Source organism: Phenylobacterium sp. (assembly GCF_025934275.1).
GTDB lineage: Bacteria > Pseudomonadota > Alphaproteobacteria > Caulobacterales > Caulobacteraceae > Phenylobacterium.
Genome location: NZ_JAICYI010000001.1, coordinates 106,073 through 127,878, shown reverse-complemented (window position 1 = coordinate 127,878; position 21,806 = coordinate 106,073). Strand labels below are relative to the sequence as shown.

The 21,806-nt window shown below is 70.9% G+C and carries 21 protein-coding genes and 2 pseudogenes; 8 read left to right on the top strand and 15 right to left on the bottom strand.

Annotation, left to right across the window (positions count from 1 at the left end):
• The first annotated feature begins 74 nt into the window (after window positions 1–74).
• Window positions 75–1,373 (top strand): Hsp70 family protein, encoded by a 1,299-nt coding sequence (locus Q0W60_RS00665; RefSeq protein ID WP_297691506.1) that lies wholly within the window; start codon window positions 75–77, stop codon window positions 1,371–1,373.
• Window positions 1,374–1,383: 10 nt separating this feature from the next.
• On the opposite strand, the gene Q0W60_RS00660 is transcribed toward Q0W60_RS00665, so the two are convergent.
• On the bottom strand, window positions 1,384–4,191 hold the full coding sequence (locus Q0W60_RS00660; RefSeq protein ID WP_297691504.1) for a pitrilysin family protein: 2,808 nt from the start codon (window positions 4,189–4,191) through the stop codon (window positions 1,384–1,386).
• Window positions 4,192–4,473: 282 nt separating this feature from the next.
• Here Q0W60_RS00660 and Q0W60_RS00655 point away from each other — a divergent pair, with 282 nt between their 5' ends.
• The gene (locus Q0W60_RS00655) at window positions 4,474–6,051 is read left to right on the top strand and encodes a carboxylesterase family protein (protein WP_297691502.1); all 1,578 of its coding nucleotides are present in this window, start codon (window positions 4,474–4,476) and stop codon (window positions 6,049–6,051) included.
• Window positions 6,052–6,065: 14 nt separating this feature from the next.
• Here the strand turns inward: Q0W60_RS00655 and Q0W60_RS00650 are convergent, their stop codons facing one another.
• From Q0W60_RS00650 to acs, 3 genes and pseudogenes are all read right to left on the bottom strand, one after another.
• Entirely contained in the window at window positions 6,066–6,641 is a 576-nt protein-coding gene (locus Q0W60_RS00650) for an SRPBCC family protein (RefSeq protein WP_297691500.1), read from the bottom strand.
• Between the two features lie 19 nt (window positions 6,642–6,660).
• Entirely contained in the window at window positions 6,661–7,014 is a 354-nt protein-coding gene (locus Q0W60_RS00645; RefSeq protein ID WP_297691587.1) for a hypothetical protein, read from the bottom strand.
• A gap of 66 nt (window positions 7,015–7,080) precedes the next feature.
• Window positions 7,081–9,009: pseudogene (gene acs, locus Q0W60_RS00640) on the bottom strand (acetate--CoA ligase); the annotation flags it as partial.
• Window positions 9,010–9,152: 143 nt separating this feature from the next.
• On the opposite strand from acs, the gene Q0W60_RS00635 reads away from it, so the two are divergent.
• Window positions 9,153–9,647, top strand: a complete 495-nt coding sequence (locus Q0W60_RS00635) for a hypothetical protein (protein WP_297691498.1) — start codon at window positions 9,153–9,155, stop codon at window positions 9,645–9,647.
• A gap of 123 nt (window positions 9,648–9,770) precedes the next feature.
• On the opposite strand, the gene Q0W60_RS00630 is transcribed toward Q0W60_RS00635, so the two are convergent.
• Window positions 9,771–10,403 (bottom strand): peroxiredoxin, encoded by a 633-nt coding sequence (locus Q0W60_RS00630; RefSeq protein WP_297691496.1) that lies wholly within the window; start codon window positions 10,401–10,403, stop codon window positions 9,771–9,773.
• Between the two features lie 93 nt (window positions 10,404–10,496).
• Between Q0W60_RS00630 and Q0W60_RS00625 the strand changes: the two genes are divergently transcribed.
• Window positions 10,497–11,249, top strand: coding sequence for a creatininase family protein (locus Q0W60_RS00625; protein WP_297691494.1), 753 nt, complete (start codon window positions 10,497–10,499; stop codon window positions 11,247–11,249).
• On the opposite strand, the gene Q0W60_RS00620 is transcribed toward Q0W60_RS00625, so the two are convergent.
• Window positions 11,246–11,593, bottom strand: a complete 348-nt coding sequence (locus Q0W60_RS00620; RefSeq protein ID WP_297691492.1) for a hypothetical protein — start codon at window positions 11,591–11,593, stop codon at window positions 11,246–11,248. The genes Q0W60_RS00625 and Q0W60_RS00620 overlap by 4 nt on opposite strands.
• Window positions 11,594–11,664: 71 nt before the next feature.
• Complete coding sequence (locus Q0W60_RS00615) at window positions 11,665–12,615, bottom strand: ABC transporter ATP-binding protein (protein ID WP_297691490.1); 951 nt, start codon at window positions 12,613–12,615, stop codon at window positions 11,665–11,667.
• A gap of 97 nt (window positions 12,616–12,712) precedes the next feature.
• Between Q0W60_RS00615 and Q0W60_RS00610 the strand changes: the two genes are divergently transcribed.
• Window positions 12,713–13,015, top strand: a complete 303-nt coding sequence (locus tag Q0W60_RS00610) for a zinc-finger domain-containing protein (protein WP_297691488.1) — start codon at window positions 12,713–12,715, stop codon at window positions 13,013–13,015.
• Window positions 13,016–13,040: 25 nt separating this feature from the next.
• Here the strand turns inward: Q0W60_RS00610 and dnaN are convergent, their stop codons facing one another.
• From dnaN to hrcA, 3 genes and pseudogenes are all read right to left on the bottom strand, one after another.
• Window positions 13,041–14,159 (bottom strand): DNA polymerase III subunit beta, encoded by a 1,119-nt coding sequence (dnaN, locus tag Q0W60_RS00605; RefSeq protein ID WP_297691486.1) that lies wholly within the window; start codon window positions 14,157–14,159, stop codon window positions 13,041–13,043.
• 139 nt (window positions 14,160–14,298) lie between these two features.
• A pseudogene (gene grpE / locus Q0W60_RS00600) lies at window positions 14,299–14,928 on the bottom strand (nucleotide exchange factor GrpE); the annotation flags it as partial.
• A 10-nt stretch (window positions 14,929–14,938) separates the two neighbouring features.
• Window positions 14,939–16,036 carry a heat-inducible transcriptional repressor HrcA gene (hrcA, locus tag Q0W60_RS00595; RefSeq protein WP_297691484.1) on the bottom strand — a complete coding sequence of 366 codons (1,098 nt, stop codon included), beginning with the start codon at window positions 16,034–16,036 and terminating at the stop codon, window positions 14,939–14,941.
• 81 nt (window positions 16,037–16,117) lie between these two features.
• Here hrcA and rph point away from each other — a divergent pair, with 81 nt between their 5' ends.
• Window positions 16,118–16,837 carry a ribonuclease PH gene (gene rph / locus Q0W60_RS00590; RefSeq protein WP_297691482.1) on the top strand — a complete coding sequence of 240 codons (720 nt, stop codon included), beginning with the start codon at window positions 16,118–16,120 and terminating at the stop codon, window positions 16,835–16,837.
• A 302-nt stretch (window positions 16,838–17,139) separates the two neighbouring features.
• Here rph and Q0W60_RS00585 read toward each other — a convergent pair whose 3' ends face one another.
• The 3 genes from Q0W60_RS00585 to Q0W60_RS00575 are packed head-to-tail and all read right to left on the bottom strand — an operon-like array spanning window position 17,140 to window position 18,096.
• Complete coding sequence (locus Q0W60_RS00585) at window positions 17,140–17,379, bottom strand: helix-turn-helix transcriptional regulator (protein WP_297691480.1); 240 nt, start codon at window positions 17,377–17,379, stop codon at window positions 17,140–17,142.
• Between the two features lie 2 nt (window positions 17,380–17,381).
• Complete coding sequence (locus Q0W60_RS00580; RefSeq protein WP_366074811.1) at window positions 17,382–17,915, bottom strand: DUF2975 domain-containing protein; 534 nt, start codon at window positions 17,913–17,915, stop codon at window positions 17,382–17,384.
• Between the two features lie 58 nt (window positions 17,916–17,973).
• Window positions 17,974–18,096, bottom strand: a complete 123-nt coding sequence (locus tag Q0W60_RS00575; RefSeq protein WP_297691478.1) for a hypothetical protein — start codon at window positions 18,094–18,096, stop codon at window positions 17,974–17,976.
• Window positions 18,097–18,288: 192 nt separating this feature from the next.
• On the opposite strand from Q0W60_RS00575, the gene rdgB reads away from it, so the two are divergent.
• Window positions 18,289–18,888 carry an RdgB/HAM1 family non-canonical purine NTP pyrophosphatase gene (gene rdgB, locus Q0W60_RS00570; protein WP_297691476.1) on the top strand — a complete coding sequence of 200 codons (600 nt, stop codon included), beginning with the start codon at window positions 18,289–18,291 and terminating at the stop codon, window positions 18,886–18,888.
• Window positions 18,885–20,027: a radical SAM family heme chaperone HemW gene (gene hemW, locus Q0W60_RS00565; RefSeq protein ID WP_297691474.1), complete on the top strand. Its 1,143-nt coding sequence runs from the start codon at window positions 18,885–18,887 to the stop codon at window positions 20,025–20,027. Before rdgB ends, hemW begins: the two co-directional genes overlap by 4 nt.
• On the opposite strand, the gene Q0W60_RS00560 is transcribed toward hemW, so the two are convergent.
• Both Q0W60_RS00560 and Q0W60_RS00555 read right to left on the bottom strand, forming a co-directional pair.
• Window positions 20,024–20,494 carry a DUF2269 domain-containing protein gene (locus tag Q0W60_RS00560; protein WP_297691471.1) on the bottom strand — a complete coding sequence of 157 codons (471 nt, stop codon included), beginning with the start codon at window positions 20,492–20,494 and terminating at the stop codon, window positions 20,024–20,026. The genes hemW and Q0W60_RS00560 overlap by 4 nt on opposite strands.
• Complete coding sequence (locus tag Q0W60_RS00555; protein ID WP_297691469.1) at window positions 20,491–21,771, bottom strand: SDR family oxidoreductase; 1,281 nt, start codon at window positions 21,769–21,771, stop codon at window positions 20,491–20,493. Before Q0W60_RS00555 ends, Q0W60_RS00560 begins: the two co-directional genes overlap by 4 nt.
• Between the last annotated feature and the right edge of the window lie 35 nt (window positions 21,772–21,806).

Sequence of the window (21,806 nt, the reverse complement as noted above, 5' to 3'; positions counted from 1 at the left end):
CGAGAGCAACTAAGGGCTTCCGCGATCACCGAGTTGTTTGCTATGCCCCGCCCCTTTCGCCGGAGGGGGACGGCATGGCGACGAGCCTTGGCATCGACTTCGGCACCACGAACACCGTCGTCGCCCTGGCCGAAGAGGCCGGGCCGGCGCAGCTGGCGCGGTTTCAGGCGCCTGAGGGGGAGCTGTTCGCGTTCCGCAGCTGCCTGTCCTTCCACGCGCCTGCGGAGAGGCCGGCCGAGCGCACCATCGCGGCCGGCCCCTGGGCCATCGAGGCCTATGTCGAGGATCCGGTCGAGACCCGCTTCATTCAGTCATTCAAGATGTTCGCGGCCGCCGAGAGCTTCACCGAGACGCAGATCCTCGGCCGCCGCTACCGCTTCGAGGACCTGCTGTCGACCTTCCTGCTGAAGCTCCGGGACTACGCCGGCGCGGAGATGGCCGCGCTGCCGGAGCGCGTCATCGTCGGTCGTCCGGTGACCTTCGCCGGCGCCGCCCCATCGGAGCCGCTGGCGCTGACGCGCTACGAGACGGCGTTCCGCAGGCTGGGCTTCGCCGAGATCCTCTACGCCTACGAGCCCGTGGGCGCCGCGTTCTTCTTCGCGCGCGGCCTGACCGGCGACGCCACCGTGCTGGTCGGCGACTTCGGCGGCGGCACGAGCGACTTCTCGATCATCCGCTTCGAGGCGCAGGCGGGCGAGCTGCGCGCCGCGCCCTTGGGCCGCTCGGGCGTGGGCGTGGCCGGCGACGCCTTCGACTACCGGATCATCGACCAGCTGGTCGCCCCGGCGCTCGGCAAGGGTTCGAGCTATGTGAGCTACGGCAAGGTATTGCCGATCCCTAATCGATACTATGCGGCGTTCGCTCGCTGGGACCAGCTGGCGCTGATGCGGATGAGCCGCGACATGCGCGAGATCCGCCGGCTGGTGCGCGAGGCGAGCGAGCCCGCGAAGATCGCCCGGCTGGTGGAGACCCTGGACGAGAACTACGGCTATCGGCTCTACCACGCGGTTTCGCGGCTGAAGGAGGCCCTCTCGGTCGAGTCGCACGCGGAGTTCCGCTTCGAGGCGGGTTCGATCGCGATCGTGCGCGAGGTGGCGCGGGCCGAGTTCGAGGCCTGGATCGCCCCCGAACTCGCCCAGATCGAGACCGCCGTGGACCGGGCGCTCACGGAAGCGAGGCTGACGGCGCCGCAGATCGACCGCGTGTTCCTGACCGGCGGCTCCTCGCTGGCGCCCGCCGTGCGCGCCATCTTCCAGCGGCGGTTCGCGGCCGAGCGCATCGAGACCGGCGCGGAGCTGGAATCCATCGCCTCCGGCCTGGCGCTGATCGGCCGCGAGCCGGAGCTCGGACGGTGGACGATGTCCGCGCCTTGATGGGGAGAGGTCATCGCTTCCGCAGGCTCGGATTGTCGAAGTCCAGGTCTGCGGCGGGGATCACCTCCAGGCCAGGAGCCTTGGCCTTCAGGCCGGCGGTGAAGGCCTTGGCGTCGCCGGCGACGATGACGCTGGCGCCCCTGGGGTCGAGCACGCGGGCGGCGAAGGCCTGCACCTCGGGCGCCGTCACGGCGTCGACCTTGGCGGTGTAGCGGGTGATCTCGTCGAGCGGCACGCCGTAGAGGGCGAGACCGCCCAGGATGTCGGCGAGGCCGCCGGTGGTCGCCAGATCGCGGCCGAAGCTGCCCACCAGCACCGACTTGCGGGCCTTCAGCTCCTCCGCGCCGGCCGGCGCCGCGGCGAGCTTGGCCATCTCCTGCTCGATCAGTTCCAGCACCTGCGGCGCGGACTGGTTCTTGGTCTGAGCCGCAGCCCGGAAGGAGCCCGTGGTGCGGTTGGCCGCCAGCCGCGAGGAGGCGCCATAGGAGAGCCCGCGCTTGATGCGGATCTCCTCGTTCAGCCTCGCCGAATAGCCGCCGCCGAGCACGGTGTTGGCGACGATGCCGGTGTAGTAGTCGGGGCTGCTGCGCGGAATGCCGGGCTTGACCACGGTGACCGCCGCCTGGCCCGTGCCCGGCAGGTCGATGGCGATGGCGCGCGGCGTCGGATTCGGCCGAATGACCGGCGGGGACGGCAGCGCGGCGGCGGGCGCGGGCCAGTCGCCGAACGCCTTTTCCGCCAGCGCGAAGCCCTGCTCGGGCGTGATGTCGCCGGTGAACACCAGGATCGCATTGTCGGGCCGGAACCATTGCTGATGCACCGCGACGAGGTCGGCGGGCTTCAGCTTCGGCAGGCTTTCCGGCGTGCCGGAGGGCACGTGGCCGAAGGGCGTGCCGCCGAACACCACCGGGGCCGCGGCGTAGGCCGCGAGCTGGCCGGGTTCCTGATAGGCGACCCGGAGGGAATCCAGCGCGAGCTGGCGTTGGCGGGCCAGCTCCTCGGCGGCGAACGCGGGGTTCTTCGTCACATCGGCCATGATCGGCATGGCGACCGAGAGCTTGTCCGGCATGACGTTGAGCGTGACGGAGGACGATTCCAGGCCGCCGCCGGACTCCAGGGTCGCGCCCAGCCGCTCGACCTGGCGGGCGATCTCCTGGGCCGAGCGAGTGGTGGTGCCCTCGGTCAGCATGTCGGCGGTCATGGCGACGTCGCCTGCGAGGCCCGGCGGATCGGCCCAGGCGCCGGTCTTGAAGGTGAGGTCGCCGGTGACCAGCGGCAGGTCGGACGAGCGCGCGACGATCACCCGCAGCCCATTGGCGAGCGTGCGCTCGGCCGGCCTCGGCAGCACCGGCTGCACCGGCTTGCCGATCGGCGGAGGCGCCTGGCGCTTGGCCGGCGGGGCGAGCGTGAAGACCGGGCCGACGTACCTCACCACGCGCTTCGGCGGGGCCGGCGCGGGCGGCGCGGACTCGCCCTTCGGGCGCGCGGTCTCCGGGCGATAACGGATGGTCATCCGCTTGTCCGGATCGAGGTACTTGTCCGCGACCCGCTCGACGTCGGCGGCGCTGACCTGCTGGATCGCGCTGAGGTCGGTGTTGGCTTTCGCCGGATCGCCCTCGATCCACTTGGCGTAGCCGAGCGCGAAGCCGCGGCCCTCGAGAGTCTCGCGCTCGCGCAGCTTGCCTGCGATCAGCTGGTTCTTGGCGGCCTCCAGCTCCTCCGCCGAGGGCGGAGCCGTGCGCAGGCGCTGGACTTCGGCCAGCAGCGCCTTCTCGCCCTCGTCGATCGAGTGGCCCGAGGCCATCACCGCGCCGACCATGAAATTGCCCGGCTGCTCCGGCAGATCGGCGTTGGAGTAGATCTCGGTCGCGATCCGCTTCTGGTAGACCAGGCTGTCGTAGAGCCTCGACGACTTGCCGGCCGAGAGCACCGCGTCGAGCACGGTGAGCGCCGGGGCGTCGGGACTGCGGGCCGAGGGGGCGAGCCAGGTGATGGCGACCGCTGGCAGCGGCACGTTCGGCCCATAGCCGTTGAACACGCCAGGTCCCTTGCGGGGCGGCTCGACCGCGGTGACCCGCGGCATCGGCGCCTTCGGATTGTCGAGCGGGGCGAAGTACTTGTCGACCCACGCGTTGAGCTGCGCGGGATCGAAGTTGCCGACGACGATCAGCACCGCGTCGGCCGGGCGATAATAGGTCCGGTGGAAAGCCAGGACGTCGTCGAGCGTGGCGGCGTCGAGATCGGCGATCGAGCCGATGCCTGGCCGGTGGTACGGGTGAACCCGATAGGTGGCCTCCGGCACGTAGAGCGCGAACAGACGGCCGTAGGGCGCGGCCAGCACGCGCTGGCGGAGCTCTTCCTCGACCACCTGCCGCTCGGAGGTGAAGTCCGCCTTGTCCACCACCAGCGAGCCCATGCGCTCGGACTCGGCCCACAAGAGCCGCTGCAGGTGGTTGGCCGGGACGACCTCGTAATAGTTGGTGAAGTCGTCGTAGGTGGAGGCGTTGTTCAGGCCGCCGACGTCCTCGGTCAGCCGGTCGAAGCTCTCCGGCGGCAGGTCCTTCGTCGCCTTGAACATCAGGTGCTCGAAAAGGTGCGCGAAGCCGGAGCGCCCGGACGGGTCGTTCTTCGAGCCCACCCCGTACCAGACCTGCACCGATACGTTGGGCGTGGCCTTGTCGAGGGATTCCAGGACCGTCAGGCCGTTCGGCAGCACCCGCTTGGTGAACGGGATCGGCGGCACGGTGGCCGCCTGGGCGGCCGCGGAGACGGCGAGGGCGAGGACAAAACCGAAGGCGGCGAAGGCTTGGCGGGGCATGCGCGTTCCCGAAACTCGAAGGGCGCAGAACCCTTAGCACCGCCGCGGCGTGTGGGAAGCTCAAGCCTGGTTCATGCGCGCTTGGCTCGCGCCGCGATCCGGTCCTACGATGACCCGGCGTCAGATGGGGGCGGGCGATGGCCGGGTGGCTCAGGTTCGTGCTTTCCAGCGGAGCCGCACCAACCTGAGCTACAACGTCCACATGGTGTGGAAGGCCGACGGCGTGCCGCTGCATCCGGGCGCCGCGCGACTACCGTTAGCGCGGCTACATGGCGAAGGGGGATGATGATGGTGCGAGGCCTGACCTTGGCCTTGGCGGCGGCGCTGAGCCTGGCCGCCACGGCCCACGCCGCGATCCCGGAGCCGGTGAACACCGCCGGCGGTCCGGTCATCGGCATGCCTGCCTGGGGCCATGGGGTCCGCGTGTTCAAGGGCATCCCGTTCGCGGCGCCGCCTATCGGGCCCTTGCGCTGGCGGCCGCCGCAGCCGGCGGCGCCCTGGTCCGGCGTGCTCGCCGCGACGAAGTTCTCGCCCGCCTGCATGCAGCAAGCCCGGCCGAAGGGCGTCGCGCCCTGGGCGACCGGCGAGAACGGGATATCCGAAGACTGCCTCTACCTGAACGTCTGGACGCCCGCGAAATCCGCAGGCGACCGGCTGCCGGTGATGGTCTGGATCTATGGCGGCGGCGGGCGCGAGGGCTCGGGCGCCGAAGCGCTCTACGCCCCCGACAATCTCGCCAAGCGCGGCGTGGTGGTGGTGAGCTTCAACTACCGGGTCAACCTGTTCGGCTGGATGGCGCATCCGGCGCTGAGCGCCGAGAGTCCCGACCACGCTTCCGGCGATTACGGCGCGCTCGACCAGGTGGCGGCGCTCAGGTGGGTGAAGGCCAACATCGCCGCGTTCGGCGGCGATCCGGACAAGGTCACCATCTTCGGCGAGTCGGGCGGCAGCCGCAGCGTCAACTGGCTGATGGCCTCGCCGATGGCGCGCGGGCTGTTCCGCGGCGCCATCGCCCAGTCGCACACGGTGTTCGACCGCATGGAGACCCTGAAGGAGGCCGAGGCGCGCGGCGCCGCCTTCGCCGCCGCGGCCGGCGCGCCGAGCCTGGAAGCGCTGCGCGCCATGCCGGCCGAGGCGCTGATGGCGGCCTATCTGAAAATGCCCAATCCAGGGATGAACGCCGCCATCGTCGACGGCGCCTTCCTGCCCGCCGACATCCGCACGATCTTCGAGAAGGGCCGGCAGAACGACGTCGCCCTGATCACCGGCGGCACCGCCGACGAACCGGGCGGGCGGACCCACCCGGGCGGCCCGCCGAAGACCGCGGCCGACTACGTCGCGTGGCTGAAAGACGCCTACGGTCCTGTCGCCGAGCGGCTGCTCGCGGTCTATCCGGCGGCCAGCGACGCCCAGGCCCAGGCGAGCTACCACGCGCTGCTGCGCGATGCGAACTTCGCCGGACACCGCACCTGGGCGCGCCTGCAGACGAAGACGGGAAAGGCGCCGGTCTGGCTCTACCTCTTCAGCCACGCCCCGCCGGCCTACGGGCCGGACGGCCGCGCGACGCGGCAGGCCGGGGCGCCGCATGGCTCGGACGTCGCCTACGCCTTCGACAACCTGCGCTACGCCGACCTGCAGTGGGATGCGGCCGACGGGCTGATGGCCCGCATCACCGCCGACTACTGGGTGAACTTCGCCAAGACCGGCGATCCTAATGGCCCGGGCCTGTCGGCGTGGCCGAAGTACGACGCCAGGAGCGAACAAATGCTCGATCTCGACCTGCCGCCGCGCGCCCGGCCGGTGATGAATCCTGGCGCCCTGGACGCGCTGGATCAGGTGCTCCGCGGGCGTGGGCGGTAGGCCAGATCGAGCTCTCACTTCGCCCGCGCGAGGCACTCGCGGCGGAGCGCCATGAGCGCTTGCGGCACCTCGTAACGGAGCGCGATGCGCGCGATCGGCCCGGGCACCCGGAAGGGCGCGGAGACCCGGCTTTCGTAGAACACCCGCGTCTCGCCGCCGCGCGGCTCGATCCGCCACTCGCCTTCGTAGACCTTGAGATCGCCGGCCACGCGATGGAAGCGGACGCTCCTCGGCGGGTCGTAGTCGGAGCGGAAGACGTTCCGCACGGAGGGCAGGAAACCCATCTTCGAGATGTCCTCGCGCACGTCCCAGGCGCCGGCCGGGTCCTTCTCCAGGATGCGGCAGCTCTTCAGGCTGGCCACCATCCTGGGCGCGAGGTCGCAGTCGGTGACCACGTTCCAGACCACCTGCGGCGGGGCGGCGATATCGATGGCCGCCTGGATCAGCCCGGACTCGCCGTCCGCATCGGCGCGCACCTGCACGTAGGGCCGACCGCGGGCGAGCTGCGCCTGCACGCTGGGATCGAGGTCGGCGGCGCGGGCGGCGGAGCCGGCGAGGGCGAGAACGGCGAACAGGAGGGGACGGATCATCCCCTCCAGCCTAGCAATCTCAAGCTTCGGCGGGCGCCCGGTTGTTGACCAGGTCGTCCACGAGCGACGGATCGGCGAGCGCCGACAGATCGCCGAGGTCCTTGACGTCGCCGGCCGCCACCTTGCGCAGGATCGAGCGGACCACCTCGCCGGAGCGGGCGCGGGGCAGGCCACGCACGAAGCGAACCTCCGCCGGCACCGCATGGGGACCGACCTCGCGGCGCATCCAGCCCTTGATGTCGGCCTGCAGCACATCGGTGGGCGCCACGTCCGCCTCGAGGCGGACGAAGGCGTGCAGGGCCTCGTCGCCCGACGAGCCGGCCGGCACGCCCACGACCGCGGCGTCGGCGATGGCGTCGTGGGCGCGGAGCACGGCCTCGAGGTCCGCCGCCTGCAGCTTCTCTCCGGCCACCTGCAGATGCTCCTCGCCGCCCCGGGCGGCGCGGTTCTTCACCAGGTCGTCGACCACCGAGGGATCCGCCAGCGTCGAGGTGTCACCGAGATTGCCCAGGTCGTCCTCGGCGATCTTCCGCAGGATGCGGCGCATGATCTTGCCGGAGCGGGTCTTCGGCAGGGCCGGCGCGAACTGGATCACGTCCGGGGCGGCGAACGGGCCGATGTCGCGCCTCACCCAGCCGCGCAGGTCGGCCAGCAGCGCATCGGAAGGCGGCACGTCGGCCTTCGGCGTGACGAAGCAGTAGATGCCCTGGCCCTTGATTTCGTGCGGGTAGCCGACCACCGCGGCCTCGGCGACGTCGTGATGGCCGACCAGGGCGGATTCGATCTCGGCGGTCCCCAGGCGGTGGCCGGAAACGTTGATCACGTCGTCCACGCGGCCGGTGATCCAGTAGTAGCCGTCCTCGTCGCGTCGCGCGCCGTCGCCGGTGAAGTACTTGCCGGGGTAGGTCGAGAAGTAGGTCTCGATGAAGCGCTGGTGGTCGCCGTAGACCGTGCGCATCTGGCCGGGCCAGGAGTCGATCAGGCAGAGGTTGCCGGTCACCGCCCCCTCCAGCACCTTGCCGTCGGCGTCGACCAGCTGCGGCTTCACGCCCGGCAGCGGCCTGGTGCAGGAACCGGGCTTGAGCGGTGTGGCGCCGGGAAGCGGGCTCATCAGCGCCGCGCCCGTCTCGGTCTGCCACCAGGTGTCGACGATCGGGCAGCGCTCCTCGCCGACCACGCGGTGATACCAGAGCCAGGCTTCCGGATTGATCGGCTCGCCGACCGTGCCGAGGAGCCGGATCGAGGCGCGCGAGGTGCGCTTCACCGGCGCGTCGCCCTCGCGCATCAGCGCGCGGATGGCGGTGGGCGCGGTGTAGAAGATCTCCACCTTGTGCTTGTCGCAGACTTCCCAGAACCGTGAGGAGGTCGGGTAATTGGGGACGCCTTCGAACATCACGCTGGTGGCGGCGTTGGCGAGCGGCCCGTAGACCACATAGGAGTGGCCGGTGACCCAGCCCACGTCGGCGGTGCACCAGAACACTTCGCCCGGCCGGTAGTCGAAGATGACCTCATGGGTGTAGGCGGCCCAGACGAGATAGCCGCCGGTGGTGTGGAGCACGCCCTTGGGCTTACCCGTCGAGCCCGACGTGTAGAGGATGAACAGCGGATCCTCGGCCTCCATCGGCTCCGGATCGCAACTGTCGGAGACGCCCTGCTTAAGATCGGAATAGTAGGCGTCGCGGCCGGCGGTCATCGGCACGTCGGCGCGCGTGCGACGGATGACGATCACGTCGGTGACCATCGGGCAGGACGCCAGCGCCTCGTCGACGTTGCGCTTCAGCGGCACGGGCTTGCCGCCCCTCATCCCCTCGTCGGCGGTGATGACGATCTTCGAGTCGCAGTCCTGGATGCGTCCCGCCAGGCTGTCGGGCGAGAAGCCGCCGAACACCACCGAATGGATCGCGCCGATGCGGGCGCAGGCGAGCATCGCGACCGCCGCCGCCGGGATCATCGGCAGGTAGATGGTGACCCGGTCGCCCTTCCTGACGCCCTTGGCCTTCAGCACGTTGGCCATTCGACAGACTTCGACGTGCAGCTGCCTGTAGGTGAGCGCGTCGTAGCTGTCGCCGCCGTCGCTCTCCCAGATCAGCGCCACCTGGTCGCCGCGCGTGGCGAGATGCCGGTCGAGGCAGTTGACCGAGACGTTGAGGATCCCGTCGGAGTACCAGCGGATCCGGAAGTCCTCGCGGTCGAAGGAGACGTCCTTGATCTCGGTGGGGAGCTTGATCCAGTCGAGGCGTCTGGCGAGATCGGCCCAGTAGGCCTGGGGCTCGGCCGCGACGCGCTTGCAGGCCGCCTCATAGGCCTGGGCGTTCATCAGGGCCTTCTCGGCCCATTCCTTGGGGACGGGGAAAACCTCTTCCGACACGGTCCGCACTCCAGCTGCCGCCCAGGGACGCTGGGCGAGATACGCGCCGACGAGTATGCGGATGGGCCATTCAGCGCAACATTCGCCTTGCGCTGCGGCTTGCGGGCGCGCCGCGGCGCGGCCATGGTCCGGCCATGCTTCGAATGCCGGCTCGCCTCGCCGCCGCGGCGGCGCTCCTCCTGCTTTGCGCCTGCGCGCGGCGCGATCCGGTCAAGGCGGCGACGCCGGACGTGCAGGCGCTGCTCGCCGCCGTCCAGGCGGGCGACGCCAAAGCCTTCGAGGCGCGCCTCGACCGCCCGGCGCTCCGCGCCGACCTCCGCGCCCAGATCGCCGGCGTCGGCCGCGCCAACGGCCTGGACGTGGAGGGCGGGCCCTCGGAACCGGCCCTCGACCGGCGGATCGACCCAGCGGCGCTTCGGCTGGTGCGGCAGGGCACCGACCAGCCGCTCGCCGCCGCGCCCTCGCCCGGCCAGACGGCGGCGCTGCTGAAACCCATCGATCGCGACCACGTCTGCGTGCGCGATCCGGCGCAGCATTGCCTGCTGACCTTCGCCCGCGAGACGCCCGGCTGGCGGCTCACCGCCATGCCGGCCCAGCCCGGCAGCCGCATCGAGGTCGGGCCGGAGCCCGCGAAGTAGCCCCTGGTCCTCGCCCTCAGGAGACGGTGGTCCCGAGGACCGGAGGGGGTTTCCGACGAAGCGTCGGGATGAAGCCCCCTCCAGTCCCTTCGGGACAGCTCCCCCTGACGCGGAGCAACGCGGTCACACCGGATGCGGCGTAGTGCGCAGGTAGGGCTTCTGCTCCTTGAAGCCCTTCGGGAAGAGCTGCTTCGCCTCCTCGTTGGAGATCGAGGGGACGATGATCACGTCCTCGCCATGCCTCCAGTTGCCGGGCGTCGCCACCTTGTGCTTGTCGGTCAGCTGCAGGCTGTCGATCACCCGCAGCAGCTCGTCGAAGTTGCGCCCGGTGGAAGCCGGATAGGTGAGGGTGAGCCGCACCTTCTTGTTGGGGTCGATCACGAACACCGAGCGGACGGTGAGCGTGTCGTTGGCGTTCGGATGGATCATCCCGTAGAGGTCGGAGACCTTGCGGTCGTGGTCCGCGATCAGCGGGAAGTTCAGCTTCGCGCCCTGCGTCTCCTCGATGTCCTTCGACCAGCCGCGGTGGCTGTCGGCGGGATCGACGGAGAGGCCGATGACCTTGACGCCGCGCTTGGCGAATTCCGGCTTCATCTTGGCCACAAGGCCGAGCTCTGTCGTGCAGACCGGGGTGTAGTCCTTGGGGTGCGAGAACAGCACGACCCAGCTGTTCCCGGCCCATTCGTAGAAGTGCAGCGGGCCCTCGGTGGAGTCCTGGGTGAAATCGGGGGCGGTGTCGCCCAAACGGAGGCTCATGGAGATCTCCTGGCTGGTTTACGCTTATCGGCCCAGCGCCAAAGATAGTAAGCCGGATGCGGCTCCGCACGGCCGAATGAGGGTCTTCCCGCCATGCTCCTGCATCTCTCCACCTGGATGGAGATCGACGACTACCTGAAACGCTCGAAGACGGTGGTGATCCCGATCGGCTCCAACGAGCAGCACGGCCCGACCGGGCTCTTGGGCACCGACTGGCTGTGCCCGGAGATCATCGCCCACCAGGCGCAGAAGACGAACCCCGAGCTCCTGGTCGCGCCGACCTTCAACATCGGCATGGCGCAGCATCATCTGGGCTTCCCCGGCACCATCGCGCTGCGCCCCTCGACCTTCATGGCCGCGATCGGCGACTGGTGCCGCTCGCTGAGCCTGGCCGGGTTCGAGCGGATGTATTTCCTCAACGGCCACGGCGGCAACGTGGCGACCATCGAGGCGGCGTTCTCGGAGCTCTACGCGGAGGCGACGTTCCGCGACTCCAACCGCGGCTTCGCCTGCAAGCTGAAGAACTGGTGGGACCTGAAGGGCGTCATGGCGATCGCCCAGCGGCAGTTCCCGACCGGCCACGGGAGCCACGCGACGCCCTCGGAGATCGCGGTCACCCAGTGGGGTTATCCCGACGCCATCAAGGCGGCGAACTACGCCCCGCAGATCGCCCCCACCGGGCCGATCCGCGAGGCGCGCGACTTCCGGGCCCGCTATCCGGACGGCCGGATGGGCTCCGATCCGGGCCAGGCCACGCCCGAGAAAGGCGGCGAGCTGGTCGCCGCCGCCGCCCAGGCGCTGATCGACGACGTCGCGGCGTTCGGCGCGGAGCCGACGCCGGCTTAGGCCCAGGGCCGGCGGACGTCGTTGTGGCGCAGCCAGCGGATGTGGTCGGCCACGTTGTCGAGCCGGGCCTGCAGGGTGGTGACGTCGGAGGGGCGCAGCACGCCGCCGTCCATCCGCCGCAGATGCCGCTCCTGGCGACGGACGCTGGCGAGCTGGCGCTCGGCCCGGCGAGCCTCCATGCGGGCAAGTGAGCCGTCGGCGCGGCCGCGGTCGATACGGTCCTGCAGCCAGGACTCGCGGCGCGCGAGGTCCCAGCCGCCGGGCGTCACCGGCTGGGCCAGCACGGGCGCGGCGGCGCCGGCGAGGCTCAGGGCGGCGACGGCCGTCAGAACGGTCTTCTTCATCTCCAAACTCCTCTGGGTGTCAGGCCCGTTGAACGCCGAATCGGAAACATCGTTTCACGATGCGGTTGACGTCAGGCCTGCGCCGGCTCGGCCGCGTAGGTGAGCGAGACGAAGACGTCCTCGAGGTCGGGGTCTTCGGTGGAGATGTCCTTGATGTGCAAGCCCGCCTTGCGGATCGCGGCCAGCACCTGCTCGACGCTCGAGTGGCCGGTGCGGTAGCCGACCGAGAAGCCGCCGGAGCTCAGGAGGTGGGTTTCGAAGCCGGGGAGCGCCGGCGCCGCGGTCATCGGCTCCTCCGGCGTGACGAGGACCTTGCGGGTGTCGATCCGCCGCAGCAGCGTCGTGGTGGGCTCGCAGGCGACCAGCTGGCCCTTGTTGATGATCGCGATCTGGTCGCAGAGCTCCTGGGCCTCCTCGAGGTAGTGGGTGGTCAGCACGATGGTCACGCCCCTGCGGTTCAGCTCCAGGACGTAGTTCCACAGCTGCCGGCGCAGCTCGACGTCGACGCCGGCCGTGGGCTCGTCGAGGATCAGCACCGGCGGGTTGTGCACCATGGCCTTGGCGACCATCAGCCGCCGCTTCATGCCGCCGGAGAGCTGGCGCACATAGGCCTCCGCCTTGTCGGCGAGGCCGAGCGCGGTCAGGAGCTCCATGGTCCGCCGCTGGCCGGGCGGCACGGCGTACATGCCGGCGGCGACCTCCAGGCTTTCGCGCGGGGTGAAGAAGGGATCGGCCGCGATCTCCTGCGGCACCACGCCGATCGCGGCGCGGGCGTCACGCGGCCGCTCGTCGATGTCGCGGCCCCAGATGGCCACCGTCCCGGAAGTCTTGCGGCAAAGCCCCGCCAGGATGTTGATGAAGGTTGACTTCCCCGCCCCGTTTGGACCCAGCAGGCCGAAGATCGAGCCCCTCGGGATCGCCAGGTCGACGCCGCGCAGAGCCTGCATCTCCGGCGTGGTCTTGGTCGCCGCATAGGTCTTGACCAGGCCGCGGGCCTCGATGGCGTAGTCGGGAAGCTGCATGCCGTCTCCGGGATCGTTGACGGCGCAAAGCCGCCTCGCATACCTAGGCGCGCCGCAAGCCGCCGCCAAGCAGCCCGGTCGGCGCAAGGATGGTGAGATGGCCCGTCGAGTCCGAGACCTGGGCGCCAAGGCGCAGAAGCGGCCTGAGCCCGCGCCGGCCCAGCCGGCGCTGACGCCGGGCCTGCCCGCGCCCGAGGTGATCGAGGTGCGCTCCGGCCGGATCTCCTGCGACGGCGTCGGCGGCGCCCTGGGCCACCCGCGCGTCTGGCTGGAGATGGGCGAAGCCGACTTCGTCGAGTGTCCCTACTGCGACCGCCGCTTCGTGCTCGCCAAGGGCTCGGAAGGCGCCGAGGACGAGCGCCTGGCCCCCGGCGTCTACGAAGGCTCGCACGGGCACTAGGCTCAGGCCCCTCTTCTGGGGAGGGCTACACCCTGAGCGGCATCAGGATGTACTGGACGAGCGCATCGCCGGGATCGAGCACCAGGGCCGGATCGTTGGGGCCGCCGAAGCGCAGCTCGGCCGTCTCGCCGCCGATCTGGTCGGTGATGTCCATGAGGAAGCGGGCGTTGAACGAGAGCTCGAAGGCGTCGCCGTCGTAGTCGACCTCCAACTCCTCGACCGCCTGCCCGGCCTCCATGTTGCGCACGGTGAGCACCACCTTGCCGGCCTCGAAGGCGAGACGCACGGAACGGGACTTCTCCGCCGAGATGGTCGCCACCCGGTCGATCGCCTGGGCGAACAGCTTGGCGTCGACGCTGACCGTGCGGGTGTTGTCCTTCGGGATCACCCGGCCGTAGTCGGGGAAATTGCCGTCGATGACCTTCGAGGTGAGCGCCGCGCCGTCGAAGGCGAAGCGCACCTTTTGCGGGCTGATCTGCAGCTCGACGCTCTCGCCGGCGTCCTCCAACAGACGGCGCGCCTCGCCGACGGTCTTGCGGGGTACGATGACGCCCGGAAGGCCGCTCGCGCCCTCCGGCGCCGGCATCTCGGCGAGCGCCAGGCGCGAGCCGTCCGTCGCCACGGCCCGCAGCTTCGGCGAGCCGTCCTCCATCACCGTGTGCAGGTACATGCCGTTCAGGTAATAGCGGGTCTCCTCCGCAGAGATGGCGAAGCGCGTCTTGTCGATCAGGCGGATGAGGTCTGCGGCGTCCAGCGACATGGCGCCCGAGAGCCCGTCGGAGGACATCACGGGAAAGTCGCCAGCCGGCAGCACGGGCAGGTTGAAGCGCGAGCGGCCGGCCTGCACGGCGAGCCTCGGGTCCTCGCCGGTGAAGCTCAGCGACACGTCGGCGCCTTCCGGCAGCTTGCGGACGATTTCATAGAGGGTGTGGGCGGGCGCGGTGATCTGGCCGGGCTGGTCGACGTGGGCCGCCGCCCCATCGACGATCTCCATGTCGAGGTCGGTCGCCGAGAAGGCGAGGCCGTTCCGCTCGGCCGAGAGCAGGACGTTGGAGAGGATCGGGATGGTGTTGCGCCGCTCCACCGCGCTCTGAACGTGGCCTAGAGCCTTCAGCAGCGCCGCGCGCTCGATCGTCAGCTTCATGCGTGTGTCCCGAACCTCACCCGCGCAGCCGATCGCAAGGCCGCGCTTCCCGACTGGAAGGGACTTCGCACATTAGCGGATTCTGAGGGCCGCGGAAGCGCCTCCTTGACCGAGGCGCGGCGGCGCTGCAGCGGGAAGCTCAGGCCCGCGTGTCCACCGACCCGCCGGCGCCGTCGTCCTCGCCGCCGGCGTAGGGATTGCCGTCGCCCTTGTTGGCCTTGCCGCGCGCGCCGGCGCCCTTGCCGGCCACCACCACCATGGCCGGGCGCACCAGCCGGCCCAGGAGCTCATAGCCGGACTGCATGACCTCGACGATCGCGCCCGGCGGAGCGTCGGCTTCGGCGAGCTCCATCATGGCCTGGTGCTTGTGCGGATCGAACTTCTCGCCCTTGGCGGGGTGGATCTTCTTCAGGCCGTTGCGTTCGAAGGCGGTCTGCAGCTCCTTCTCGGTCATCTCGACGCCGACGACGAAGGTCTTGGTCGCCGGATCGGCGAGATCGGTGGGCAGGTGCGACAACGCCCGGGCGAGGTTGTCGGCCACGCCCAGCAGGTCGCGCGCGAACTTCTGGATCGCGTAGGCGCGGGCGTCGTTGGCCTCGCGCTCGGCGCGCCGACGAGTGTTCTCCGCCTCGGCGGCGTAGCGGAGCACCTGCTCCTTCAGGGCCGCGGCCTCGGCCTTCAGCGCCTCGATCTCGTCGGCGTCGAGGTCGTTGGCCGGCGCCTCGGCGGGATCGGCCGGGGTCTTGTCTTCGGACATGGCTTTCCTGGTTTCTGTTGTCTCAGGCGTTCATCACCTGGCCAAGCACGCGGGCGGTGTAGTCCACCAGCGGGATGACCCGGGCGTAGTTCAGCCGGGCGGGGCCGATCACGCCGATCGCGCCGACCACCCGTTGCGAGCCCGTCATATAGGGCGCGGCGATCACGGCGGAACCCGACAGCGAGAAGAGCCGGGTCTCCGCTCCGATGAAGATGCGCACGCCCTGGCCGTCGCGGACGCCGTCCAGCAGCTGGATGAGATGCTCCTTCTCTTCGAGGTCCGCGAACAGGGAGCGGACCCGTTCCAGATCCTCCAGCGCCTCGCGGTCCTCCAGCAGGTTGGCGCGGCCGCGGACGATCAGCGCGCGCTCCTCGCCTTCGCCGGTCCAGGCGGCGAGGCCGTCCTCCACCAGCCGCGCGGCGCTCGCGTCGAGCTGGCGCCGGGCATTGTCGAGCTCGGCCTTGAGGTCCGCGCCGGCCTCCAGCAGGGTGCGGCCGCGCAGCCGCGCATTGAGGAAGTTCGAGGCCTCCTGCAGGGCCGAGGGCGTGACGCCGGCCGGTAGACGGATCAGCCGGTTCTCCACCGTGCCGTCCTCGAACACCATGATCGCGAGCGTCCGCTCGACGCCGAGCGGCACGAACTCGACGTGCTTGACGCCCGCGTCGCGGATCGGGGTGACCACCACGCTGGCCGCGCCGGCCAGGCCCGAGAGGATCGAGGAGGCCTCGTTGAGCGCGTCCTCGTAGTTGCGGCCGTGGGCGCGCAGCCGGGCCTCGATGGACCGGCGCTCCTCCTCGGCGATGTCGCCCACCTCCAGCAGGCCGTCGACGAACAGGCGCAGGCCCGCATGGGTCGGCAGCCGCCCGGCGCTGACGTGCGGCGCGCCCAGCAGCCCGAGCTGCGTCAGGTCCTGCATGGTGTTGCGGATCGAGGCCGGCGACAGCGCGATGCCGGCCTTGGACAGCGTGCGCGAGCCCACCGGCTCCCCGCTTTCGAGATAGCTCTCCACGATCCGCCGGAAGATGTCGCGGGCGCGTTCGTCGAGTTCGGCGAGCGACGGCCCGCGGCCTAGGAGGGAATTGTTCACGTCTGCCTGCGGCAGTCTTTCGAGCGCGCCCATGGACTGGACCTTGTCGATCTAGGATAAGCGCCGCCTCACCACGTGCAAGACGCCCGATCCGGTCTCGGAGTTCCTTCCATCATGCGACCCTCCGAACGCGCGCCAGACGCGCTGCGATCTGTAACCCTGGAGACCGGCGTGAACCGCTATGCGGAGGGCTCGTGCCTGGCGAGCTTCGGCCATACGCGGGTGCTGGTGACGGCGAGCCTGGAGGAAGGCGTACCGGGGTTCCTGCGCGGCACGGGGCAAGGCTGGGTCACGGCGGAGTACGGCATGCTGCCGCGCGCCACCCACACGCGCGGCCGGCGCGAGGCCGCCCAGGGCAAGCAGTCCGGCCGCACGCAGGAGATCCAGCGGCTGATCGGCCGCTCGCTGCGCGCGGTGGTCGACCTGAAGGCGCTGGGCGAGCGCCAGATCACCCTCGACTGCGACGTGATCCAGGCGGACGGCGGCACGCGCACCGCCTCGGTGACCGGCGCCTGGGTCGCGCTGCGCCAGGCGACCCGCTACCTCGTCGCGGAGGGGGTGATGGCCAGGGACCCGATCCTCGACCAGGTGGCGGCGATCAGCTGCGGGGTGTTCTCGGGAATCCCGGTGCTGGACCTCGACTACGAGGAGGACTCCACCGCCGAGGCCGACGCCAACTTCGTGCTGACCGGGACCGGCGACATCGTCGAAATCCAGGCGACAGGGGAGAAGCGCGGCTTCTCTGAGGCCGAGTTCGAGGCCCTGTTCGCGCTCGCGCGCAAGGGCATCGGCGAGCTCTGCATCCTGCAGCGGGCGGCGGCGGCCCTCCCCTAGCCGGAAGGCCCTGCTCGCTCGGGCGAGCTGTCCCTCCCGCAGGGAGGGACGTTCGACGTCAGATCCCCGGCAGCAGGTGGCGGAACGCCGAAGCCGGCATACGGGCGAGTTCGCGCGCAAGCGGGGCGAACAAGGCGTCGAGGAAACGCTCGATAGCAGCGACCATCTCACTCTCCTTTGTGCAGCGCATTATTGCTGCATCGCACATAAGATCGAGAGATTGAAAGTGCAAGATTTCTGGCTGTCTAGCCGTGAGTTGTTGCCGCAACGCCACAGTCGGTGCGCTGCAGCGCACCCATCGGTTAGGAGTCGCCCGCCTCGTCAGGAGCCTCGGACGGGCCCGCCTCATAGGTGAGGAGGTCGCCGGGCTGGCAGTCCAACTCGCGGCACAGCGCCGCCAAGGTCGTGAAGCGCACCGCCCGCGCCTTGCCGGTCTTCAGGATGGAGAGGTTGGCGATGGTCACGCCGACCCGATCGGCCAGTTCGGTGAGCGACATGCGGCGTTCGAACAGCACGCGGTCGAGTTGCACGCGGATCGGCATGGCTAGATCGTCAGCTCCGCCTCGCGCCGGAGCCGCGCGCCCTCGCGGAACACCTCGGCGAGCACGAACACCACCAGCACGGAGAACCAGGCGGTCAGGCTGAGGCCGGGCCGCTGCTTGGCGAGTTCCGGCGCGAGCCACGCGCCGGCCGCCCAGACGACATAGCGGCCGAGCTCGAGGGCCGCCAGCATGGCGCCGATCAGCCGCAGGCGGCTGACGTTGTCCGGATGGAAGGGATCGCCCGCGGTGAGCGTCACGAAGATGCGCCGCAGGCGTCCGACGATCACCAGCACGCCGGCGATGTAGAGGCCCGCCGCCAACAGACCGCCGGTGACGGTCGGCCAACGGCTGGCGAGCGAGGCGCCGGCGGCCGGAAGCGTCACGCCCTGCAGCAGGCCGGGATTGAAGCTGAACACCAGAGCGCTGATCACCATCAGGCCGACGGCGGCCACGCCGATCATCAGGGCCGCGTAGACGACGTCCAGGATCACCTTGAGGAAGCTCGAGACCGATCCCGGACCCAGCGCACGCATCATGATCCCGGCCCCTCCGCGACCGCCGACGGACCCGACCAGGCCCATGCGACGCGGAACCCTACTGGATCACGCCGGCGGCCGCGATGGCGAGCAGCGGCAGGCCGATGATCGGCAGCGCGGCGAGCGCGAAAACCAGCCCCAGGGCGGCGCGGTCGAACGTGCGGGTGAGCGACTTGGTCATGGCGATAGCCCCTTCGATGTCTGTTGCTGCAGCGCAGCGATGTTCCTGGACGGCCATGCCGTCCTGCTGGGCCAGAGGGATAGGTCCGCATCGAAACTCGATCAAATGAATATCGATTAACAATATTAAACTTTCGCAATGCAACGGTCGTCGGCGGCGCTATGGTCCGCGGCCCGAAGGAGGCGCGAACACATGGCCCTGAAGCTCGAGCCCGGTGCGCGGCTGGTCGTGGCGACCCACAATCCGGGCAAGGCGCGCGAGCTGGCGGAGATCCTCGGCGGCGGTTTCCAGATCGCCACGGCCGGCGAGCTGGGCCTCCGCGAGCCGGAGGAGACCGAATCGACGTTCGCCGGCAATGCGCTGCTGAAGGCGCGCCTGGCGGCCGACGCCAGCGGGAGGATCGCGCTCGCCGACGACTCCGGCCTGTCGGTCAGGGCGCTGGACGGCCAGCCGGGCGTCTATTCCGCACGCTGGGCGGGGCCGGGCCGTGACTTCCCGCTCGCCATGGCGAAGGTCGAAGAGCGGCTGGGCGCGGCCGAAAGCGACGACCTCGCCGCCTGGTTCACCTGCGCGCTGGCGCTCGCCTGGCCGGACGGACCGGTGGTGGTCGTCGAGGGCCGGGTGGACGGGAGCCTGACCTTCCCGCCGCGCGGCGGCCGCGGCTTCGGCTACGACCCGATCTTCGTGCCCGAGGGCCGCCGCGAGACCTTCGGTGAGATGGACCCGGCCGAGAAGGAGCAGATGAGCCATCGGTCGCGGGCGTTCGCCAAGCTGAAGGCCGCGCTGATTTGAGCGCGCCCGCGCCGCTCGCGATCTATGTCCACTGGCCCTACTGCGCGCGGATCTGCCCCTACTGTGATTTCAACGTGGTCCGCGCGCGCGGCGGCCCCGAGGCGGCCGCGCTGGCCCGCGCCATCGTCGCCGACCTGGAGGCGCAGGCGGCGCTCGCCGGGCCGCGCACGCTGGTCTCGATCTTCTTCGGCGGCGGCACGCCCTCGCTGATGGACCCGGCGTGGACGGCGCAGATCATAGACGCCGCCCGTCGGCTATGGCGCCCGGCGGCCGAGCTGGAGGTCACCCTGGAGGCCAATCCGACGGATGCCGAGGCCGCCGCCTTCCGGGCCTTCGCCGAGGCTGGCGTCAACCGCCTGTCGCTCGGCTTGCAGTCGCTGGACGATCGGGCGCTGGCCTTCCTCGGCCGCAATCACGACGCGGCGGCCGGCATCCGGGCGGCTGAGGCGGCTCGGGGCGTCTTCCGCAGGCTCTCGATCGATCTGATCTACGCCCGGCCGGGACAGACGCCCGCCGCCTGGGCCGCCGAGCTCGGCCGGGCGCTGGCGCTGGGACCCGAGCACGTCTCGCCCTACCAGCTCACCATCGAGGCCGGCACGGCGTTCGAGCGTGCGGTGCGCCGCGGCCGCTGGGCGCCGCCCGATCCGGAGACGGCGGCCCACCTGTTCGAGACCACCCAGGCCGTGCTCGGGACAGCCGGCTTCGACGCCTACGAGGTCTCCAACCACGCCCGCGGGGCGGCTGCGCAGTCGCGCCACAACCTCGTCTACTGGCGTGGCGGGGACTATCTCGGCGTCGGCCCCGGCGCGCATGGGCGGATCACGATCGAGGGCGTCCGCCAGGCGACCCTGACCGAGGCCCGCCCGGCCGACTACATCCGCCGCGTGGCCGAGCGCGGCGCGGGCTTGGCGAGCCGCCTGACGCTGTCGCTTCGGGAAGCGGCGGAGGAGCGCCTGCTCACCGGCCTGCGGATCACCGAGGGCGTGCCGCTCGGGGCCCTGGCGGCGCTGGTGATCCCCCCGCAGCGGATCGCCGAGCTGACCACGCTCGGCCTGCTGGCGGCCGACCCTGCCCGGCTGCGCGCCACCCCGGCCGGCCGGCTGGTGCTGGACCGGCTGACCGCCGAGCTCGCCGCCTAGAGGGAAGGCTTGGCGGTCATCAGCCAGATGATCGCCAGCACGCCCGTGAATGCCGGGATCCCGCAGGCGAACCAGAGACGCCACAGCCGATGATAGGCGGCCGGCAGGGCCGCGCTCTGCGCCGCGGCCGCGCGGGCGAGATCGCGCATCCGAAGCTGCATCCAGACCACCGGCAGCCAGAAGACCCCGACCAATACGTAGAGCGCCAGGCTGAGCGCCACCCAGCCGTGGAGCAGCGGATAGCCGGCCATCGCGGCGAGCGCGGCGCCGCTCATCGGCTGCAGCACCACGGCCGTGGCGGTGAACAGCGCGTCGGCGACGACGACCGCGCCGGCGGTGTGGGCGATGAGCCGCGCGTCGGCGGTGCGATGGGCCATCAGCATGAAGAAGGCGATGCCGGCGCCCGTGCCGAGGAGCACCGTCGCGCCCACGATGTGCAGCGCCTTGAGCGCGAGATAGAGGCTCATCGTTCGTCCATCATGGCGAGCGCCGCCATGGCCAGGACGGCGGCGGGAACGGCTTTCACCAGCGGCCCAAGCGGGTCCAGCCACAGGCCCGGCGCCCAGACGAGGCTGCCGGCCAGATAGCCAAGGGTGAGAAGCACCATCCCCTTCAGCGCCAGCGACGCGGTCGGCCTCGCGGCGACGAGGACGGCCAGGCCGACGTCGCTCACCGCCCCGCCGATCACCAGCGCGCGCGCCGCGATCGGGTCGAGCCCGCCCTGGACAAGGACTGCGGCAGAGGTGTCCGTTCGCGCCAGCGCCAGCACGCCCGAAACCGCCCAGAAGAGGGCGAGCGTCGCGAGGATCAGAGGCTTGGCGAAGTAGAGCCGCGCGAACCACCGCTCCTGGGCGCCGGAGGGACACGCCTGGAGGACCTCCGCGAGCGAACGGATGCGGATCGGCGGGAGCTGGGAGGCGTCCGCCCGCACACCGAGGGCGAGCTGCCGCAGCGCCGTGGTGCGCATGGGACTGCGCCAACCGAGCCACGCCAGGCCGTCCGCCGCGCGGGCGGCGAGGCGGCCCAGCCAGACCGGCGCGGCGAGCACCGGAGCGGGTGGGAAGCCCTGCCACGCCCGCAGCCTGCGCAGGAGGTCGCCGAGCCGGGTGGTCTCGGGGCTCGCCAGGTCGAACCGGCGTCGCAACGGCGCGGGGGCGGCCAGCGCCCAGGCGACGGCTTCGGCGACGTCTTCCACCGCGACCGTCTGGACGATGGCGTCCGGCCAGAGCGCCGGAATCGCACCCGGGAAGCCCGCCAGTCCGCGCAGGAGGGCGCTGCCGCCATAGGCGGCCGGGGCGATCACCAGCCCCGGGCGGAGGATGACCCAGTCGAGCGGGCTTGCGCTCAACGCCGCGTCGGCGGCGCGCTTGGTCTCCGCGAAGCGCCCCGGAGCCTCCTCGACGCCGAGCGCAGAGATCTGGACGAACCGGGCGACGCCGGCTTCGGCGCAGGCCTGCGCCAGATCGGAGACGGTCCGACGATGGGTGGCGTCCAGATCGTCGCGCGGGCTGTCCTGCAGGGCGCCGGCGCAATTGACGACGGCATCGGCGCCGGCGAGCAATGGCCGCCAGTCGGCTGCAGCCATCCGGCGGAGGTCGGCCTTCACCCACTCCGCCGACGGGAAGCGGCGCACCGCGGCCGCGACGTCCCGGCCGATGCCCATGACCTCGCGTCCGTCCCGCAAGAGCCGCGCGGTCACATAGCCGCCGAGCAGTCCATAGGCTCCGATGATGACGACCCGCATCGCGCCCCCAGGACGTTGAGCCTAGCGCGGCCGGG

Bases quoted from the DNA above. Each gene is read 5' to 3' on its own strand.
- Q0W60_RS00615 (WP_297691490.1), bottom strand. From the start codon at position 12,615: ATGCAGCTTCCCGACTACGCCATCGAGGCCCGCGGCCTGGTCAAGACC.
- Q0W60_RS00625 (WP_297691494.1), top strand. From the start codon at position 10,497: ATGCTCCTGCATCTCTCCACCTGGATGGAGATCGACGACTACCTGAAA.
- Q0W60_RS00650 (WP_297691500.1), bottom strand. From the start codon at position 6,641: ATGATCCGTCCCCTCCTGTTCGCCGTTCTCGCCCTCGCCGGCTCCGCC.
- Q0W60_RS00575 (WP_297691478.1), bottom strand. From the start codon at position 18,096: ATGACCAAGTCGCTCACCCGCACGTTCGACCGCGCCGCCCTGGGGCTG.
- Q0W60_RS00560 (WP_297691471.1), bottom strand. From the start codon at position 20,494: ATGAGCCTCTATCTCGCGCTCAAGGCGCTGCACATCGTGGGCGCGACG.
- Q0W60_RS00635 (WP_297691498.1), top strand. From the start codon at position 9,153: ATGCCGGCTCGCCTCGCCGCCGCGGCGGCGCTCCTCCTGCTTTGCGCC.
- Q0W60_RS00555 (WP_297691469.1), bottom strand. From the start codon at position 21,771: ATGCGGGTCGTCATCATCGGAGCCTATGGACTGCTCGGCGGCTATGTG.
- rdgB (WP_297691476.1), top strand. From the start codon at position 18,289: ATGGCCCTGAAGCTCGAGCCCGGTGCGCGGCTGGTCGTGGCGACCCAC.
- Q0W60_RS00665 (WP_297691506.1), top strand. From the start codon at position 75: ATGGCGACGAGCCTTGGCATCGACTTCGGCACCACGAACACCGTCGTC.
- dnaN (WP_297691486.1), bottom strand. From the start codon at position 14,159: ATGAAGCTGACGATCGAGCGCGCGGCGCTGCTGAAGGCTCTAGGCCAC.
- Q0W60_RS00610 (WP_297691488.1), top strand. From the start codon at position 12,713: ATGGCCCGTCGAGTCCGAGACCTGGGCGCCAAGGCGCAGAAGCGGCCT.
- Q0W60_RS00660 (WP_297691504.1), bottom strand. From the start codon at position 4,191: ATGCCCCGCCAAGCCTTCGCCGCCTTCGGTTTTGTCCTCGCCCTCGCC.
- rph (WP_297691482.1), top strand. From the start codon at position 16,118: ATGCGACCCTCCGAACGCGCGCCAGACGCGCTGCGATCTGTAACCCTG.
- Q0W60_RS00580 (WP_366074811.1), bottom strand. From the start codon at position 17,915: ATGATGCGTGCGCTGGGTCCGGGATCGGTCTCGAGCTTCCTCAAGGTG.
- Q0W60_RS00620 (WP_297691492.1), bottom strand. From the start codon at position 11,593: ATGAAGAAGACCGTTCTGACGGCCGTCGCCGCCCTGAGCCTCGCCGGC.
- Q0W60_RS00630 (WP_297691496.1), bottom strand. From the start codon at position 10,403: ATGAGCCTCCGTTTGGGCGACACCGCCCCCGATTTCACCCAGGACTCC.
- Q0W60_RS00655 (WP_297691502.1), top strand. From the start codon at position 4,474: ATGATGATGGTGCGAGGCCTGACCTTGGCCTTGGCGGCGGCGCTGAGC.
- Q0W60_RS00585 (WP_297691480.1), bottom strand. From the start codon at position 17,379: ATGCCGATCCGCGTGCAACTCGACCGCGTGCTGTTCGAACGCCGCATG.
- hrcA (WP_297691484.1), bottom strand. From the start codon at position 16,036: ATGGGCGCGCTCGAAAGACTGCCGCAGGCAGACGTGAACAATTCCCTC.